This is a genomic window from Vulcanithermus mediatlanticus (genome assembly GCF_055385885.1).
In genome coordinates, this window is sequence record NZ_AP042385.1 from 1173476 (window position 1) to 1188497 (window position 15022).

Genomic DNA, 15022 nt, shown 5'->3' on the forward strand with positions numbered 1-15022 from the left:
ATCCGAGGCCGGTCCAGGCTCAGGCGGTGTTCCCTCAGGGCGAGCTGCGTCACAACCCCGATTATAGGGCGAGGTGATGGCGTATCCTACGGCGGAGGAGGGGCAAAATGCGCGAGGGTGTTTTGGCGGCGGTGGACCTCGGCCCGTCCACGTCGGCGGTGGTCGAAACCGCGGCTTTGCTGGGCGAGCGCTTTGGCTGGCCGCTGACGCTGGTGCATGTCATCGCCGATGCCTATCTCAGCGAGGCGCCACGGCGGCTGGCCGAGGTCTGGCAAGAGGCGGTGGGGGAGCGGATCCGGCAGGTCCAGGAGGACCTCGAGGCCCTGGCGCGTGAGGCGCTCGCGTTTTACGGTCCGCCCGCGGCACGGCGGGTCGTCCACCACGGCCACCCGGTTCGCGAGATCGCCGGTGAGGCGCTTCGCCACCGCCTCGCCGTTCTCGCCGCCGAGGGCGCGACCCCGCTGGAACGCGTGGCCCGCGGCGGGGTTTCCAACTACCTCCTCCACATGGGCGAGGCCCCGGTGCTCCTCATCTCGCCGGGGGCGCCGCTTCGCCGCCTGGAGAAGATCGCGGTCGGGGTCGACGATTCGTCGGCGGGGCTTTCGGCCTGGCGCTACGGGGAGCGGCTCGCGGCGCGGGCAAACGCATCGGCGGTGGCGATCCACCTGGTGAGCCTGGCACCGGATTCGTGCTGTGTGCCCACCTACCTCCCCCCGGAGCTGCTCGGCGAACAGGACGTGCTGGCGCACGCTCAAAGGGCCCTGGCATCGCGCCTGGGGCTTGTGCCTGAGCGATTGGTGGTCGGTCGGGGGGATGAGGTGGACGGGCTTTTGGATCTGGCCCGGGCCCAGGGGGCGGATCTGCTGGTGGTGGGGTCGCGGGCCAAGTCATCGCAGCGGACCCGGATCGGTCGCTTGGTGGTCGGTCTCGTGCACCGGGCCGACCTGCCGCTGCTGGTGGTCCCCGAAGCGGTTCCCTTTTGAGCGGGGCCGCCGGGTGACCAATGCCGCCAGGGATCTTTAGACTGGAGGGGTGCGCCGTTATTCCGCCCCGTGGTACGCGGTGCTCTCCGCGTACTGGTTCGCGACGTCGTTCAAGTGGACGCTGGTGCTCTTCGTTTTGCTCCCGGCCCGCGTGGCCGAGCTCGTCGATCCAGCCGAGAAGGCCTACCGCTTGGGGCTCCTCTTTGGCCTCGGCGCGGTGATGGCGACCCTCGGCCCCCCGATCTGGGGTTACATCTCCGACCGCTTCCCCACCGTTTATGGCCGGCGGATGCCCTATCTCGCGGCGGGGAGCGTCCTGACTGCCGGGGCGCTTGTGCTCATGGCGCTGGCGCCGAGCTACCCCCTGCTCTTTCTGGGCTACCTCCTCCTGCAGGTCGCCGACGACCTGGCCACCGGGCCCTACTCGGCGCTCATTCCCGACCTGGTGCCGAGGGAACACCGGGGCGTGGCCTCGGGGTGGATGGGTGGACTGCAGGCCCTGGCCCAGATCACGGCCGGGGTGGCGGGCTTTTTGGGGCAGAGCCTCGCCGCGCTCTTTTTCCTGGTCGCGCTCTTGAACCTGCTGGCGGCCGGACTGACCCTGGCCTACGTGAGAGAACCCAAGGGGGTGCCTCCGAGGCAGGAAGGGCTTTGGGAGAGCCTCCGCCTGCCCTGGCGCGACCCTGATTTCCGGTGGGTGTGGTCGACCCGTTTTCTGGTCATGCTGGGGCAGTACCTGGTCCAGACCTATCTGCAGTACTACCTCGAGGACGTGGTCCGGGTCTTTTCCGCCTTCGGCCGGGTGATCGCGTCGCGCGCCTACCAGGCGGCTGGGCTTTTGGTGCTCTTCATCTCGGCCGGGGCGGTCTTGAGCTCGGTCCCCGCCGGCCGGATGTCCGACCGGTACGGGAGGAAGCGCATCGTCTATGTCGCTGGCGGGTTTCTCTCGCTCGCCATCGTGCCGCTTTTGCTCTTCCCCCGCTTTGACGTGCTTTTGCCCCTGGCGCTGGTCTTCGGCGCCGCCTACGGGGCCTACGCCGCGGTGGACTGGGCCCTGGTCAGCGACGTGCTGCGTAAGCCGGAAAACCACGCCACCGACATGGGCGTGTGGCAGACCTCGATCGTGCTGCCTCAGATCGTGGCCGGGATGTTCGGCGGCGGCGTCGACGCCCTCAACCGCGCCCAGCCGGGGCAGGGCTACACCGCGGTGTTCCTGATTGCTGCACTGGCCTTCCTTTTGGGCTCGCTTTTGGTTTCGCGGATTCGGGGGGTAAGGTGAGGCTCGACGTTATACCATCGAGACAATGCCAAGCGTTCTCGTTCTCCACGGATTTACCTCGCACCCCGTGCTCACCATGGGGCCGTTGCCACAGGCGCTGAAAGAGGCGGGGTTTGAGGTGGCCCTGCCGGCGCTCCGGGGCCACGGAACCCGCCCCGAGGACCTGGCGGGGGTGCGGTACCGGGACTGGCTCGCCGATGCCCGCGCCGCCTACCGGGATCTGGCCCCGCCCCGGGCGGTGGTGGGGCTTTCCATGGGCGGTCTTCTGGCTGCCTGGCTGGCGGCGGAAGACGGCGCCGAGGCGCTGGTGGCCCTGGCCCCGGCGCTGGGTTTTCGCAACCCCCTGGCCTCGCTCGCGCCCTATCTCCACTGGCTCATTCCCCGCCACGCCGGCGAGAGCTCGATCCTCGACCCCGAGCTCAAGAAGCGGAGCCCCAACTACCCCTGGTTCCCGAGCCGGGCGTTCGTCGAGCTCTACCGGCTCGCCCGCCTGACCCCGGAAAAGCTCTCCCGGGTTGAGGCGAGCGCGCTGGTGATCGCCGCCGGCGTCGATACCGTTGTTCCCCGGTCGGCCGTGCGCCGCTACTTCGAAGGGCTCGGCAGCCGCGATAAGACGTTTTGGGTCCTCGAGGACTCCGGCCACGACATGCTGCTCGACCGCCACCGCGACGAGGCGGCGCGGCGGGTGGTGACCTTCCTCCAGGAAAAGCTCCTTTAAGCCCTGGGGCCAGGTCAGGAGCGGTCGCCGTGGATGTAGTTGGTGAGTTGCTCGATGACGAACTGCTGGTTGGCGATGATGCTTTTCACCACGTCGCCGATCGAGATGATGCCCTCGAGACGCTCGTTGACCAGAACCGGCAGGTGACGGACCCTCTTTTCGGTCATGATGGCCATGGCCTCTTCGATGGTCTGTTCGGGGCGGATGTAGACGAAGTCGCGGGTCATGATCTCCGCGACCGGGGTGTCCTTTGACGACCGCCCTTGGAGGATGACCTTCCGGGCGTAGTCGCGCTCGGTGATGATGCCGATTGGGCGTTCACCTTCGGTGACCATGAGGGCCCCGATGCCTCGATCTGACATCTGCTTGATGGCCTCGAAGACGCTGGCGTTGGGCGAGATGGTATAGACTTCACGGCCCTTTTGGTCGAGAAGTTGTTTGATGGTCATGCGGACCTCCTGGGTTTCCCCACTATACCGCTAAACTGAAGGCAATGGTTTCGCACGCGATTCTGCAGCTCAAGCCGGACAAAGGGCGCCTCGAGGCCAACTTCGCCCGCCTCGAGGCCGCGCTCGCCGAGCTCCGCGAGGCGCGGCCCGAGGTGGTGGTTCTTCCCGAGGCCTACCCCACCGGCTACTTCCTGCAAGGGGGCGTTCGCGAACTGGCCCTCACCATCGAGGCGCTCGAAGACCGGCTCAACGAGCTCCACCGGCGGGTCTGGGAGGGCCCCCTCGATCTGGTGATCGGATTTTACGAGCGCGACGGGGGCGCCTACTACAACACCGCCGCCTACTTCGAGCTCGGCGGTCGGGGCCTTTTGCACCGTCACCGCAAGGTCTTCCTGCCCACCTACGGGGTCTTCGACGAGGAGCGCTATCTTTCCCGGGGTCACGAGGTGCGGGCCTTCGAGACCCGTTTTGGCAAGGCCGCCATGCTCATCTGCGAGGACTTCTGGCATACCCTGACCAGCACCCTGGCGGCGCTGGACGGGGCCGAGGTCATCTACGTGCCGGCGGCGAGCCCGGCCCGGGGCTTTGCCGGGCGCGTTCCGGCCAACGTGGGTCGCTGGCGCGATCTGGCCCGGAGCGTGGCCGCCGAACACGGCGTTTACGTGGTGCTCTCCAGCCTGGTGGGCTTTGAAGCCGGCAAGGGCCTGAGCGGCGGCAGCCTGGTGGCGTCGCCCGAGGGGGCGCTGCTCGTCGAGGGTCCGCTCTTTGAAGAGGCGCTGGTGCTGGCCGAGCTCGATCTGGACCGAATCCCGCCGGTTCGCTACGACAACCCCATGCTCTCGGACCTCAAGAGCGGGCTGCCGCTTCTTTGGAACGACCTCGAGCGTATTTTGGAGGGGCTATGAAGGTGGTTCGGGCGGTTCCCCGGGGCGAGGTGCTCGCGCTCGATTACGCGCTGGTCGCGGACTATCTCACCCGGTTCATCCGCGAGGAGCTGGCCTGGCGCGGGTTTTCCCGGGCGCTGGTGGCGGTGTCCGGCGGGGTCGATTCGGCGACCACCCTGGCGCTCGCGGTGCGGGCGCTGGGGGCGGAGAACGTGCACGCCGTGGCGCTGCCGCACCGAGAGAGCTCGCCGGAGTCGCTCGAGCACGCCCGGCTCGTCGCCGAGGCTTTCGGCGTGGGCCTCGAGGTCATCGACATCACCGAGATGGTGGAAGGGTATGCCCGTCTCCGGCCCGAGATGACCCCCTACCGCAAGGGCAACGTGAAGGCCCGGGCCCGGATGGTCGTGCTCTATGACCTCTCGATGGCCTACCGGGCACTGCCCCTGGGCACCGGCAACAAGACCGAACGCCTCTTTGGGTACTTCACCTGGCACGGCGACGACGCGCCGCCGGTGAACCCGCTGGGCGATCTCTATAAGACCCAGGTCTGGGGCCTGGCCGAGTATCTGGGGGTGCCGGAGGTTATCGTGAAGAAAGCCCCCACCGCGGATCTGGAACCGGGCCAGACCGACGAGGCGGACCTTGGCCTCAGCTACCGCCGCGCCGACGTGATTTTGGAACACTACCTCAAAGGGTACCCCGACGACTATCTGGAGCGGCTCGGCTATGAGCCAAGGGAGATCCGGCGGGTCAAGGCCCTGGTCAACAGCACCCACCACAAGCGGCACCTGCCAACGGTGGCCGTGCTCTCGACCACCGCCATCAACGAGTTCTACCTCCGCCCGCTGGACTTCAGGATGGACGAGCGATGAAACGCTGGGCTGGACTCTCGGCACTCTTGCTGCTGCTCGCGGCCTGCGCCCCGACGCGGGTCAGCCCGGCCCTGCCCCCGGCCGGGGTTGGGCCCGGGGTTCTGGTGGTCCGGGACGCCCGGGGGGCGATCCTGCTCAACACCGAGATCCCGCTCCCCGCGCCGCCGGGCGCCACCGTCCGCTTCCAGCGTTACCTCGGCTCCGCGAGCCAGAGCCGGTTTTCTTCCCCGCAGTCCTTTGACGCCCTCCTCGCCTGGCTCAAAGGGGCGCTCAAGGCCGCAGGGTGGCGCCTGCGCGAGCTTCGCAGTGTGGAAAAACCCCCCGATTTTTCCCAGGCCACGCTGGTGATCGAGAAGGCGGGGGCCATTCGTCAGGTGGTGCTGCGGCGTGAAGCGGGGGTGTTTGGCCTCGAGGTGAAGCCGTGAAGGTCGAACGCTACTTCATTACCGGGCTCGCGGTTCTCTTGCCGCTCTTTGTGACCGTGTGGCTGGTGGCGTGGTTTTACGCCGAGGCCCTGAGGCTGGTCACCGGGGTGCTGGCCCTTTTTGGCATCGCGGTGCCGGGCTGGCTCGCTCCCTGGCTGCCGGTCTTTGGCCTTGGGCTGGCGGTTCTCTTCATCACCGGGGTTGGCCTTTTGGCCTCGAACTGGCTGGGGCGAACTCTGGTCCGTTTCTTTGATCAGCTGGTGTCGTTGATCCCCCTGGTGCGCGACATCTACCGCGCGGTCAAGCAGATTTCGACCGGGCTTTTCGGGCGACCGGAGATGGAGTTTTCCCGGGCCGCCCTGATCGAGTACCCGCGGCGCGGAAGCTATGCGCTGTGCTTCGTGGTGCAAAACGTGGGCCGCCGGCTGTCCCCGCTGCCCGAGGGGTACACGGTGGTGGTGGTTCCGACCAGCCCGGTCCCGGCCTCGGGGTTCGTCCTCATCGTGCCGAATGAGGACATCATCCCCCTGGATATGCGGGTGGATGACGCGCTCAGGTTCGTGGTCTCGGTGGGGTTTATCCTCCCGCCCGAGGAGGCCAGCCGGCTGGCGGGCCGCCCGATATGATGGAGGCGTGACCCTCTACGACGAGCTCTTCTCGGCGCTCGAGCCCCGGCTGGGGGCGCGGACCCGCCTCGTCTTCGAGGAGGGAAAGGCCCGGTTTGGCTTCGGCCGGGAAGACCTCACCCCCCAAAAGGCCGAGGCCTTTTTGAAACAGATCGTTTTTCGCGAACTGCAGCGGGTGATGACCGCCCAGGCGGCCCGACGCCTCGTCGGTGAGCTCCTGGAGCGGGTTTCGGAGGGCGAGCCCCAGGCGCCCGACGAAGGACGCCGAAGGGCGGTGATGACGCGGCTCGAGGCGGCGATGAAGCGATTCGGTCTCTACATCGACTGGCCGGAAGTGCAGCGGCTCCGTCGCCTGGTGCGGGCGCTGGCCACCGGCTGGGATGAGGCCCAGGCCGAGGAGGCGCTCGAGCTGGTCGGTGCCCTCGAGGAGGAGCTCGCCTCGCGATTGCTCGAGCAGGCGCGGGAGATCGCCGAGATCGAGGCCATCTTCGAGCGGGTCAAGCAGCTTGGGGGCAGCAAGGTGCGAAGGCTTTCGACCTTGCTGAAGATGGTGCGTGAGGCCCAGGAAGAGGAGATCTTGGCCTCGGCCGAGGTGGAGCAGGCCCGGGCGCTTGCCACCGAGCTTTTAAAGCTGATCGAGTCGTCGGTCGTCGAGGCGGCACCCGGCGAAGTGGCTGAGGACGGGGTCGAGGAATCGTTTGAGTTCGAGATTGACCTCGAGGCCCTGACGCCAGAGCAGGTGCGGCGGCTTGAGGAGATCGACCGCGCCGAGGAGGCCCGGCGGCTGGAGAAGCTGGAACAGAACTACCGGTCCGTCCTCACCGGCGCCCTCGCCGATGAGCTGGCCTCGCTGAGGCGTGCGCTGGAGGGCGGGACGCGAGTGGGCGAGGCGCTCCAGGCGTTCGAAGCCCGTTTGGAGGAGGCGAAAAAAGAAGCGCTGGCCGAGGCCCGGGTGAAGTACGAGTGGATGCTGGCCCGGGCCCGGGAACTCGCGAGCGAAGCGGTTTCGACCGAGCGCATTTTTGCCCAGCTCGAGGCCATCCGCGAGGCCCTGGACGCCGGCGCCCTGCCCGAGGGCATCGCCGAGGTCGAGGCCGAGATCGAGCGCATGGCCGCCGAGGCCCAGGCCCATAAGCAATCCGCGCAGGCGGCGAAGGCGCTGGCCGAGCGCGCGAGGCGCCTGGTCAGCGACGTGCAGGGGGAGGTCGACGGGGCCTTTGCCGAGGGAATCGCCGAGAAACTCGATACCCTGCTGCATCAGGCCAGCGAAGGCCAGGTGGAGGCCGCGCTCTTGGCCGAGATTCAGGAAGAGCTTTCTTCGCGAGCGCCGGGGCGGGCAAAAGCGCTGCGGGCCGAGGCGATGGCGTTGCCGGACCTCCCCGGGCTCGCCGGTGGGCGCGAGGAAATCCTGGCCGATCTTCAAGAGGGTCAGCTCGAGGCCGCCGAGGCCAAACTCTCGACCCTGAAGGCGAGGGCCCGGGACGAGACCCGGAACCGGCTGCTGGCGCTGGTTGAGCAGGTGCGGCGTTACGGGCTCGACGAGGGCAGGCTCAACGAGGCCCTGGCCGAGCTCGACGCGGGGAGAATTCCCGACCTGGCACCGCTTGAAGCCCTGGTCTCGGAAGGCATGGCTCGGGCGGTCCGCGAGGCAAAACGGCGTCTGGGACAGCTGCGGGCCGAGGCCGAGCGCTTCCGCGGTCTGGGGGGCGAATCGGTGCTGGAGCAGCTCGAGGCCCTAGAGCGCCAGCTGCCCGACCATCTCCCGGACTTTTCCGGAGTGGAGGAGGCCATCGAGGCGCTCCGGGCACGGCGGGAAGCGCTGCGACAGGAGCTCAAGGCGCGGCTTTCCAGGCTCGCCGACTTCTACGACCGCCACCGGAACATGACCAGCGAGACCCGCGCCCGCCTGGGGGTGCAGATGCGGTTCCTCGAGGCCGGCCGGCAACACCTCGACCGGCTGGGCGTTCGGGGGCTCCTCGCGCTGGAGCAGGCCCTCGGCGAAGCAGAGGCCCTGGCCGAGCAGCTGGCCCGGGAACACCAGGCCGCGCGCGAGCTCGCCACCGCGCTCAAAGGGGTTGATCTGGAGAACTGGCTGGGGGTGTTCGAGCCCCGGTCAGATGCGGGCGCCGGGGGGGACGGCCTCGAGGGCTTCCGGATACGTGGGGTCGAGGCGGTGGCCCGGTTCGCGGGGGGTGTCTGGCGCGAGGGCGACGCCGCCGGTCTCGACGGCGGTCTCTACCAGGGTTTCAAGCGGGAGCTGGCGGCGTTTGGCCGGGTGATGGGGGGCGAGCCGAGGCTCGTCGTGTTGCAGCTCGGTGAGCGGGTCTGGGTGGCCCGCCTGGGGGCGCTGGAGGATTTGGTGCTCCTGGCCGAACGGCCGCTGCTCTCCCGCATCCTGACCATGATCGAAGCAGCGGGTGGGGGCGAGGGTGCCTGAGCTGATCCTGCGTGACCTTGGGGACACCCAGCGCCTGGCGGAGCGCCTGGTTCAAGAACTCCCCCCAGGGGCGGTGCTCCTGCTCACCGGGCCGCTGGGGGCGGGCAAGACCACGCTGGTCAGCTTTCTGGCCCGGGCGCTGGGGTTTCGCGGGCGGGTGACCAGCCCCACCTACACGCTGATGCACGAGTACCCCACCCCCAAAGGCGTCTTGCTCCACGTGGATCTCTACCGCCTGGCAAGCCCTGAGGATGCCTGGCTGCTCGGGCTCGACGAGCGTATGGAGGCCGCGCACCTGACCGCCGTTGAATGGGGCAGGGCCGAGCAGTTCCCCTCGAGCCTCGAGGTCAACCTCACGCCGCTGGAAGAGGGGCGGAGGCTCGTGCTTTTGGCCCACGGCCCGACCTACGCGTCGCTGCTTCAGCGGCTCAGGCTATAGCGGCCCGGGCGAAGCCGCGCGGAGGATGGCCTTGACCGTCGCCTCCTGAACCAGGACGCTGAGCAGGCCGATGGGGGCCGGAGGCCCTTTTAAGGTCGAGAGGACAAAGGTGGCGTCGCCGTCCCAGGGGGTGTGGGAGGGGCGGATGACCCGTCCGATCGCGGCCTGGGCGGCGTCGGCGAGCATCTTGGCCTCGGCCTTGCTGATCGGCGCCTCAAGCCCCACCGCGACCAACGTGGTGTGCTCGATCGGCCGCGACCGGCCCGAAAGGAAACGCAGCAGGGCCTCGCGGTCGTCGTGACCGGCGATGCACTTCCCCTCCGGGGTGTAGACATCGCCCACCGGGTTCACCACCGCGAGCGCGCCGACCCGGACGCCGCCCGCCTCAGCCAGCGCACTGCCCTGGCCGGTGGGCACCGGGGTCAGGTACTTGCCGGCGCTGGCGCCCGCGCCGGCACCGACTCGACCCTCGGGAACGTGCTCGGCGCTGGCGCTGGCCGCTGCCCGGTAGCCGGCCTCGGCGCCGGGCCAGTCCGGCCTGCCCAGCAGCAGGTCGTAGATCACCGCGGCGGCGACGATGGGGATGGGGCGGGCGGGGGTAAGGTGACCGATACCCTCTTCCGCCAGTCGTTCGGCGACGCCGCTGGCGCTGGCAAGGCCCAAGGCGGAGCCGCCGGTGAAGACCAGCGCGTTGAGCCTGGCCACCGGTTTTTCCGGGGCGAGGAGCGCCGCTTCCCGCGTCCCCGGTGCGGCACCGAGGAAGCTGGCCGAGGCCAGGCACCCTTCTTCGGGGCAGCGAATGACGGTCACGCCGGTGGCGGCAGCCTCATCGGTCCATACCCCGACCGAAAAGCCTTCGATGTCGGTCAGACTGGCCATGCCCCAGCCTACCGCGACTAGGCGTGGTAGACGGGAACCTTGAAGCGCTCGCCGGCGGCCAGCAGATCGGCCTGGAGGTTGCGGATGGTCTTGCGGAAGAGTTCCGAAGCGGCGGCCTCGAGGCGGACGATCCGCCCGGCGAGCACTTCGGCGTCACCCTCGGCCCCGATCTGCACCGCACTTCCCCGGGGCAGCCCGATACCGATGAGGTCGGGGTGCGCGGCGGTAGCCTCGGCCAGGGCCTCAAAGCGGCCGCCCTGGTCGAACCCCGGGAGCGCCACCACGCCCGGGACCAACCCCAGGCCGTAGCGGTAGCGGAGCCCTTCCGGCGCCGGAATGGGGGCGGTGGCACCGAAGATGGCGCTGGCCACGCCGTAGGCGCCGACGAACCCCCCCCGGACGACGACGCTCGCCAGCGCTTCCACCAGCCGGCTGCCGACGAGAAAGTCGAGCAGGGCCTCGGGCTGGCTGGAGGCCAGCCACACCAGCCGGGCCGCCGCCACCTGCTCGGTGAGCGCCCGGTCTTCCGCCACCGCTCGCTTGCGCAGGACCACGAGGCCGGTGCGCTTCGCGCCCAGCCCCTGGACGTAGACCTCGCGCCAGGCCTGGGCCAGGTCCTGGCTTTCCTGGGTCACGATGAAGAGCACGCTGCCCCCGGCTAAAAAGAGCACCCGCTGCTCGAGGAGCCGGTAGGCTCCGGTGAGCGGATCGCCGTCGCCGGTGAGGAGGAATGCACCAGGATGCGCCATGGCCAGACTCATTTTATCGACTCCGTATGCGCATGTATATGCAACCGGCAGCATTCCGACGACCGCGGGAGAAATTGCCGTCTACAAGGGCTTTTTCACCTTTTTCGTTAACTTCTCATAAAGAAAACCGCCGTTTATGCTAGACTTTTATACGTGGCCCTTACGACCCGGAACGCCGATAAGCGCATGCAGATCCTCGAGGCCACCATCCGGGTCCTCAGAGAACGCGGCCTTTCAGGGTTAAAAGTCGAGGACGTGGCGCGCGCCGCGGAAGTCGGCAAAGGCACCGTATACCTTTACTTTCGGGATAAGCAGGACCTCCTCCGGGCTTTGGTCGAGTACCGAACCCTCTCGTTCTACCGCGACGCCGAGGCCTTGGTGAAGGCGGCCAAACCCTTTCGCGAGCGCCTTCGGGACCTGCTTGCCCGGCGCCTTGAGTTCATAGACGAGTGGCGCGGTCTTTGGGCGGCGGTGGCTGCCGAGGCGGTCACGGAAGACAAGGAGAGCTGGCTCAAGGGCTTGCACGAGCGCTATCAGGCCATCTTGGAAGACTTCGTCGAGCGTGGGATTCGCGACGGTGAGCTCAGGGCGGACCTCGAGGTCCGCCTGGTGGCCGCCACGCTGGCTGCGCTGGGGTGTGCGCCGCAGCTTGACCTTCCCCGCGAGGCCTTTTTGGACCAGCTGGTCGAAGTATGGGTGAAAGGAGTGGGTGCGTGAAGGAGTACCGTCCGGGCGACAAGGTGGTCCTCCCACCGTACGGGGTGGGAGTGGTTTCTGGGATTGCTCGCCGCACCGTTGGCGGTGTGGGACGCGCGTATTACCAGGTTGAGTTTCCGGGGACCCGATCCAAAGCCTACGTTCCCGTGGAATCCCCGGCTGCGGTCGGTCTCCGGCCGGCGCTCCGCCGGGAAGAGGTTCCGGACATCCTGGACCGGCTCAAAAACGGTCGCGTTCCCCTGCCCAAGCAGTGGGCGGCGCGCCACCGCCGCGTCACCGAGATCCTGGCCGAGGGCGATCCCTACCGGATCGCCGTTCTCGCCGGGCAGCTGCGGGCCTGGGAGGTCGAGCGCGGCCTTCCCGACCTCGACCGCCAGGCGCTCAGGCGGGCCATCAACCTGCTCGCCGAGGAGGTGGCGCAGGCCCTCGAGGTCACCCTCGAAGCGGCCCGGGAGCTCTTCGAAGAGGTCTGGGGCGAGGCGCTGAACTAATCACCCCCGGTGGTCGAAGCGAACACCCCCGCCGTGGCGAGAGCCACGGCGGGGGTTACTTCAGGCGCCCTTAGCGCCGGGGGTGTTCGGGCAACCGCTCTCGGGGCCCGGGCCGCTTCGGGGCATGCGGGCCGCGGCGCGCTTGGAAGCGCTTTTTCCCGGGGCGTTCCTGGCCGAGTTCGCCCACCGGACGCTTGAAGAATGCCTGGGCTCGGGCCTCGATTGCCTTCTTGAGCCGCTCTGCTTTTTGGGGGGCGATGAGGCCGAGGCGGACCTCCTGGTCGATGATCCCCGACCACACCGCCACCAGCTGGGCCTTGGCCACCTGGAGATCACCCCCGGAGCGTTTGAGGATTTCTGCCAGGCTCGGGGTTTTGAGCCGCAGCAAGGCGGCCCGCAGTCGGCGGGTTTCGACTTCGGCCTTGGCCTTCGGGAGAAGGCCCTGACGCATCGCTTCCGAAAGCTGCTCCAGGCGGAGTTCGATCACGCGTTCCCGGAGTTCGGTGATTGAAAGTCCCCGTTTTTCCAGGAGCGCCGGTAGCCCACCGGCTTCGCGCAGGGCTTTTTGCAGCGCTTTGGGCTCCATGCCGAGCGCCTTGGCCAGCACGCCCAGCTGCGGCGAGCCCGCTCGACCTTCACGCCAAACCTGCCTGGTTTCCCCTTTGGCCGGCGGCGCCGCCTGGGCTTTGGGGGTTGCCGGGCCTTGCGCCAGTGCAGCGCCGACCACCAGTGCCGCGAGGGTTACGACCGTCCGTTTGTTCACCACCATCACCACCCTTTCCGCCTACCACTCTGAGGACCGGCGGTGAAGGCGGGCTGGGCGTGACATGAAGCGCGGTTCATATTGGCCGGCTCCGCACGTACGCGGAGCCGGCCGGTGGGCGCGGTACGGGATTTTCGCCGGGGGCCTGCCGTTTCGCGGATGGCCTACGAGCTTTTCGACATACCGACGGAAGATCGGTGGTTGTTTGCGTGTTCCCTTGGGGCCCCCGCCGTGGCGAAGGCCACGCTTAGCTGTCCTGGCCCGAGCGCTTGATGGCCTCGACGATTTCCGGGTTGGCCAGCGTGCTCACGTCGCCGGCGTCACGGTTATTGGCGAGTGCGGCCAGAACCCGTCGCATAATCTTGCCCGAGCGGGTTTTTGGCAGGTCAGGGACAATATGGACCGCCCGTGGACGCGCGATCTTCCCGATGTTCTCCTCGATGGAGGCGACGATTTTCCGTTCGATCTCGGGGCTGGCTTCGATGCCCGGTTTGAGCGAGACGAAGACTTCGGGGACGTGCCCTTTGATCTCGTCGGCTTTGGGTACCACGGCGGCTTCGGCGACCTCGGGAACTTTGAGCACCGCGGATTCGATCTCCTTGGTGCCGAGCCGGTGGCCGGCCACGTTGATCACGTCGTCGACCCGGCCCAGGATACGGAAGTAGCCGTCGGCGGCCTGGGTGGCGGCGTCCCCCGTGAAGTAGGGCCAGTCGCGCCAGTCCGTGCTCTTTGGGTCCTTGTTGTAGCGCAGGTAATAGGTCTGTACGAAGCGGTCGGGATCGCCCCAGATGCCCATCGAGAGGCCCGGCCAGGGATTTCGGATGCACAGGTTGCCTGCCTTGCCCGCCCCTTTGGGGATCTCCTGGCCGTTTTCGTCGAAGATGACGGGGTAGATGCCGGGGAGTGCGGGCCCGGCGCTTCCGGGCTTCATGGCGTGGATCGCCGGCACGGTGGTGAGGAGGAATCCCCCGGTCTCGGTCTGCCACCAGGTATCGACGATCACCGCCTTTTCCTTGCCCACGACGTGGTAGTACCAGCGCCAGACGTCGGGTTCGATGGGCTCGCCGACGGTGGTCATGTGCTTGAAGCGGGTGTCGTAGCCTTTCGGCCCGTCGGGGTTGGCTTTCCTGAGCTGACGAATCGCGGTGGGGGAGGTGTGGAAGATGGTGACGCCGAGTCGCTCGGCGATGCGCCAGACCCGGTCGGCGTCGGGGTAGGTGGGGACGCCCTCGTAGATGACGCTGGTGGCGGCCACGGCGAGGGGGCCGTAGACGATGTAGGAGTGGCCGGTGATCCAGCCGATGTCGGCCATGCACCAGTAGACGTCCTCGGGGTGGATGTCCTGGATATTCTTCGAGGTCCAGGCCACGTACGAGAGGTAGCCGCCGGTGCTGTGCATGTGTCCCTTGGGGCGGCCGGTGGTGCCGCTGGTGTACATGATGAAGAGCGGATCCGTGGACTCCATCGGTTCCGGTTCCACACGTTCACCGCGGTGGGCCTTGAGCAGCTCGTCGACGAAGAAGTCGCGACCCTCGACCATGGGGGCGCTGGACCGGTATTCACCCGGGTACCGGCGCCATACCAGCACTTTCTCCACCGTTTGGCCCTGCTCGGCGGCCAGCCGCACCGCCTCGTCGGCTTTCGCCTTGTGGTCGAGGAGTTTGCCGTTGCGCCAGTAGGCGTCCATGGTGATGAGCACCCGGCTGCCCGAGTCGGCGATACGATCGGCGGTGGCTTTACCCGAGAACCCGGCGAAGACCACCGAGTGGATGACCCCGATGCGGGCGCAGGCCAGCATGGTCACCGGGAGCTCGGTCACCATCGGCATGTGGATGGTGACCCGGTCCCCTTTCTTAAGCCCGAGGCCCCGGAGCACCGCGGCCATTTCGTTGACCCGGACCCACAGTTCGCGGTAGGTGGTGAACTCGATCGGCTCCTCTTCCGGCTCGGGGACGAAGATGAAGGCCGCCTTGTTGCCGTGGCGGGGAAGGTGGCGGTCGACGCAGTTTTTGGCGGCGTTGAGGCGGCCGCCGACGAACCAGCGCCAAAACGGCGGGTTGCTGGTGTCGAGCGTCGTGTGCCAGTAGCGGTCCCAGGTGAGGAGGTCGGCGTACTCGCGGAAGCACTCGGGGAAGTTGGCCTCGCTGAAGCGGTCAAAGATCGTGGGGTCGGTGAGGTTGGCCTGGGCGACGAACGAAAGCGGGGGCTGGTAATAGGCTTCCTCCCGCCAGTGGACCGCGACCTCGGCCTCGGTAACGGCGGCGCTTTTGGGCGGTTGATCCTGACCGACCTGACGTTCGTCCATGGTGAC

Annotated in this window: 16 protein-coding genes; 11 read left to right on the plus strand and 5 right to left on the minus strand. The window is 68.0% G+C overall.

Annotated features, from left to right (window positions below; translation table 11 throughout):
* The first annotated feature begins 107 nt into the window (after positions 1 to 107).
* The 3 genes from ACZ5BT_RS06990 to ACZ5BT_RS07000 are packed head-to-tail and all read left to right on the plus strand — an operon-like array spanning position 108 to position 2980.
* Complete coding sequence (locus ACZ5BT_RS06990) at positions 108 to 983, plus strand: universal stress protein (protein WP_464883889.1); 876 nt, start codon at positions 108 to 110, stop codon at positions 981 to 983.
* 49 nt (positions 984 to 1032) lie between these two features.
* A complete protein-coding gene (locus tag ACZ5BT_RS06995; protein WP_464883890.1) occupies positions 1033 to 2262 on the plus strand; it encodes an MFS transporter in 1230 nt (409 codons plus the stop codon).
* 25 nt (positions 2263 to 2287) lie between these two features.
* A complete protein-coding gene (locus ACZ5BT_RS07000) occupies positions 2288 to 2980 on the plus strand; it encodes an alpha/beta hydrolase (RefSeq protein ID WP_464883891.1) in 693 nt (230 codons plus the stop codon).
* Between the two features lie 14 nt (positions 2981 to 2994).
* On the opposite strand, the gene ACZ5BT_RS07005 is transcribed toward ACZ5BT_RS07000, so the two are convergent.
* Positions 2995 to 3429, minus strand: a complete 435-nt coding sequence (locus tag ACZ5BT_RS07005; RefSeq protein ID WP_464883892.1) for a CBS domain-containing protein — start codon at positions 3427 to 3429, stop codon at positions 2995 to 2997.
* A gap of 44 nt (positions 3430 to 3473) precedes the next feature.
* Here ACZ5BT_RS07005 and ACZ5BT_RS07010 point away from each other — a divergent pair, with 44 nt between their 5' ends.
* From ACZ5BT_RS07010 to tsaE, 6 genes are read left to right on the plus strand one after another with little or no spacing between them, the layout of a single operon-like run.
* Positions 3474 to 4334 carry a nitrilase-related carbon-nitrogen hydrolase gene (locus ACZ5BT_RS07010; protein ID WP_464883893.1) on the plus strand — a complete coding sequence of 287 codons (861 nt, stop codon included), beginning with the start codon at positions 3474 to 3476 and terminating at the stop codon, positions 4332 to 4334.
* On the plus strand, positions 4331 to 5185 hold the full coding sequence (locus ACZ5BT_RS07015; RefSeq protein WP_464883894.1) for an NAD+ synthase: 855 nt from the start codon (positions 4331 to 4333) through the stop codon (positions 5183 to 5185). The genes ACZ5BT_RS07010 and ACZ5BT_RS07015 overlap by 4 nt, the downstream gene beginning before the upstream one ends.
* Positions 5182 to 5610, plus strand: coding sequence for a hypothetical protein (locus tag ACZ5BT_RS07020; RefSeq protein WP_464883895.1), 429 nt, complete (start codon positions 5182 to 5184; stop codon positions 5608 to 5610). The genes ACZ5BT_RS07015 and ACZ5BT_RS07020 overlap by 4 nt, the downstream gene beginning before the upstream one ends.
* Positions 5607 to 6236: a DUF502 domain-containing protein gene (locus ACZ5BT_RS07025; RefSeq protein WP_464883896.1), complete on the plus strand. Its 630-nt coding sequence runs from the start codon at positions 5607 to 5609 to the stop codon at positions 6234 to 6236. The genes ACZ5BT_RS07020 and ACZ5BT_RS07025 overlap by 4 nt, the downstream gene beginning before the upstream one ends.
* A gap of 7 nt (positions 6237 to 6243) precedes the next feature.
* Entirely contained in the window at positions 6244 to 8673 is a 2430-nt protein-coding gene (locus ACZ5BT_RS07030; RefSeq protein ID WP_464883897.1) for a coiled-coil domain-containing protein, read from the plus strand.
* The gene (tsaE, locus tag ACZ5BT_RS07035; RefSeq protein WP_464883898.1) at positions 8666 to 9112 is read left to right on the plus strand and encodes a tRNA (adenosine(37)-N6)-threonylcarbamoyltransferase complex ATPase subunit type 1 TsaE; all 447 of its coding nucleotides are present in this window, start codon (positions 8666 to 8668) and stop codon (positions 9110 to 9112) included. The genes ACZ5BT_RS07030 and tsaE overlap by 8 nt, the downstream gene beginning before the upstream one ends.
* On the opposite strand, the gene ACZ5BT_RS07040 is transcribed toward tsaE, so the two are convergent.
* Positions 9107 to 9991: a P1 family peptidase gene (locus ACZ5BT_RS07040; protein ID WP_464883899.1), complete on the minus strand. Its 885-nt coding sequence runs from the start codon at positions 9989 to 9991 to the stop codon at positions 9107 to 9109. The two genes, tsaE and ACZ5BT_RS07040, sit on opposite strands and share 6 nt — an antisense overlap.
* A gap of 17 nt (positions 9992 to 10008) precedes the next feature.
* Complete coding sequence (locus tag ACZ5BT_RS07045) at positions 10009 to 10740, minus strand: hypothetical protein (RefSeq protein ID WP_464883900.1); 732 nt, start codon at positions 10738 to 10740, stop codon at positions 10009 to 10011.
* A 186-nt stretch (positions 10741 to 10926) separates the two neighbouring features.
* Between ACZ5BT_RS07045 and ACZ5BT_RS07050 the strand changes: the two genes are divergently transcribed.
* Both ACZ5BT_RS07050 and ACZ5BT_RS07055 read left to right on the plus strand, forming a co-directional pair.
* Positions 10927 to 11457, plus strand: a complete 531-nt coding sequence (locus ACZ5BT_RS07050; protein ID WP_464885791.1) for a TetR/AcrR family transcriptional regulator — start codon at positions 10927 to 10929, stop codon at positions 11455 to 11457.
* Positions 11454 to 11948: a CarD family transcriptional regulator gene (locus tag ACZ5BT_RS07055; RefSeq protein ID WP_464883901.1), complete on the plus strand. Its 495-nt coding sequence runs from the start codon at positions 11454 to 11456 to the stop codon at positions 11946 to 11948. The genes ACZ5BT_RS07050 and ACZ5BT_RS07055 overlap by 4 nt, the downstream gene beginning before the upstream one ends.
* Before the next feature lie 70 nt (positions 11949 to 12018).
* Here ACZ5BT_RS07055 and ACZ5BT_RS07060 read toward each other — a convergent pair whose 3' ends face one another.
* Both ACZ5BT_RS07060 and acs read right to left on the minus strand, forming a co-directional pair.
* Positions 12019 to 12711 carry a hypothetical protein gene (locus ACZ5BT_RS07060; RefSeq protein WP_464883902.1) on the minus strand — a complete coding sequence of 231 codons (693 nt, stop codon included), beginning with the start codon at positions 12709 to 12711 and terminating at the stop codon, positions 12019 to 12021.
* A gap of 247 nt (positions 12712 to 12958) precedes the next feature.
* Positions 12959 to 15016, minus strand: a complete 2058-nt coding sequence (gene acs, locus ACZ5BT_RS07065; RefSeq protein WP_464883903.1) for an acetate--CoA ligase — start codon at positions 15014 to 15016, stop codon at positions 12959 to 12961.
* Between the last annotated feature and the right edge of the window lie 6 nt (positions 15017 to 15022).

Bases quoted from the DNA above. Each gene is read 5' to 3' on its own strand.
- ACZ5BT_RS06990 (WP_464883889.1), top strand. From the start codon at position 108: ATGCGCGAGGGTGTTTTGGCGGCGGTGGACCTCGGCCCGTCCACGTCG.
- ACZ5BT_RS07000 (WP_464883891.1), top strand. From the start codon at position 2,288: ATGCCAAGCGTTCTCGTTCTCCACGGATTTACCTCGCACCCCGTGCTC.
- ACZ5BT_RS07005 (WP_464883892.1), bottom strand. From the start codon at position 3,429: ATGACCATCAAACAACTTCTCGACCAAAAGGGCCGTGAAGTCTATACC.
- ACZ5BT_RS07010 (WP_464883893.1), top strand. From the start codon at position 3,474: ATGGTTTCGCACGCGATTCTGCAGCTCAAGCCGGACAAAGGGCGCCTC.
- ACZ5BT_RS07015 (WP_464883894.1), top strand. From the start codon at position 4,331: ATGAAGGTGGTTCGGGCGGTTCCCCGGGGCGAGGTGCTCGCGCTCGAT.
- ACZ5BT_RS07020 (WP_464883895.1), top strand. From the start codon at position 5,182: ATGAAACGCTGGGCTGGACTCTCGGCACTCTTGCTGCTGCTCGCGGCC.
- ACZ5BT_RS07040 (WP_464883899.1), bottom strand. From the start codon at position 9,991: ATGGCCAGTCTGACCGACATCGAAGGCTTTTCGGTCGGGGTATGGACC.
- ACZ5BT_RS07045 (WP_464883900.1), bottom strand. From the start codon at position 10,740: ATGGCGCATCCTGGTGCATTCCTCCTCACCGGCGACGGCGATCCGCTC.
- ACZ5BT_RS07050 (WP_464885791.1), top strand. From the start codon at position 10,927: ATGCAGATCCTCGAGGCCACCATCCGGGTCCTCAGAGAACGCGGCCTT.
- acs (WP_464883903.1), bottom strand. From the start codon at position 15,016: ATGGACGAACGTCAGGTCGGTCAGGATCAACCGCCCAAAAGCGCCGCC.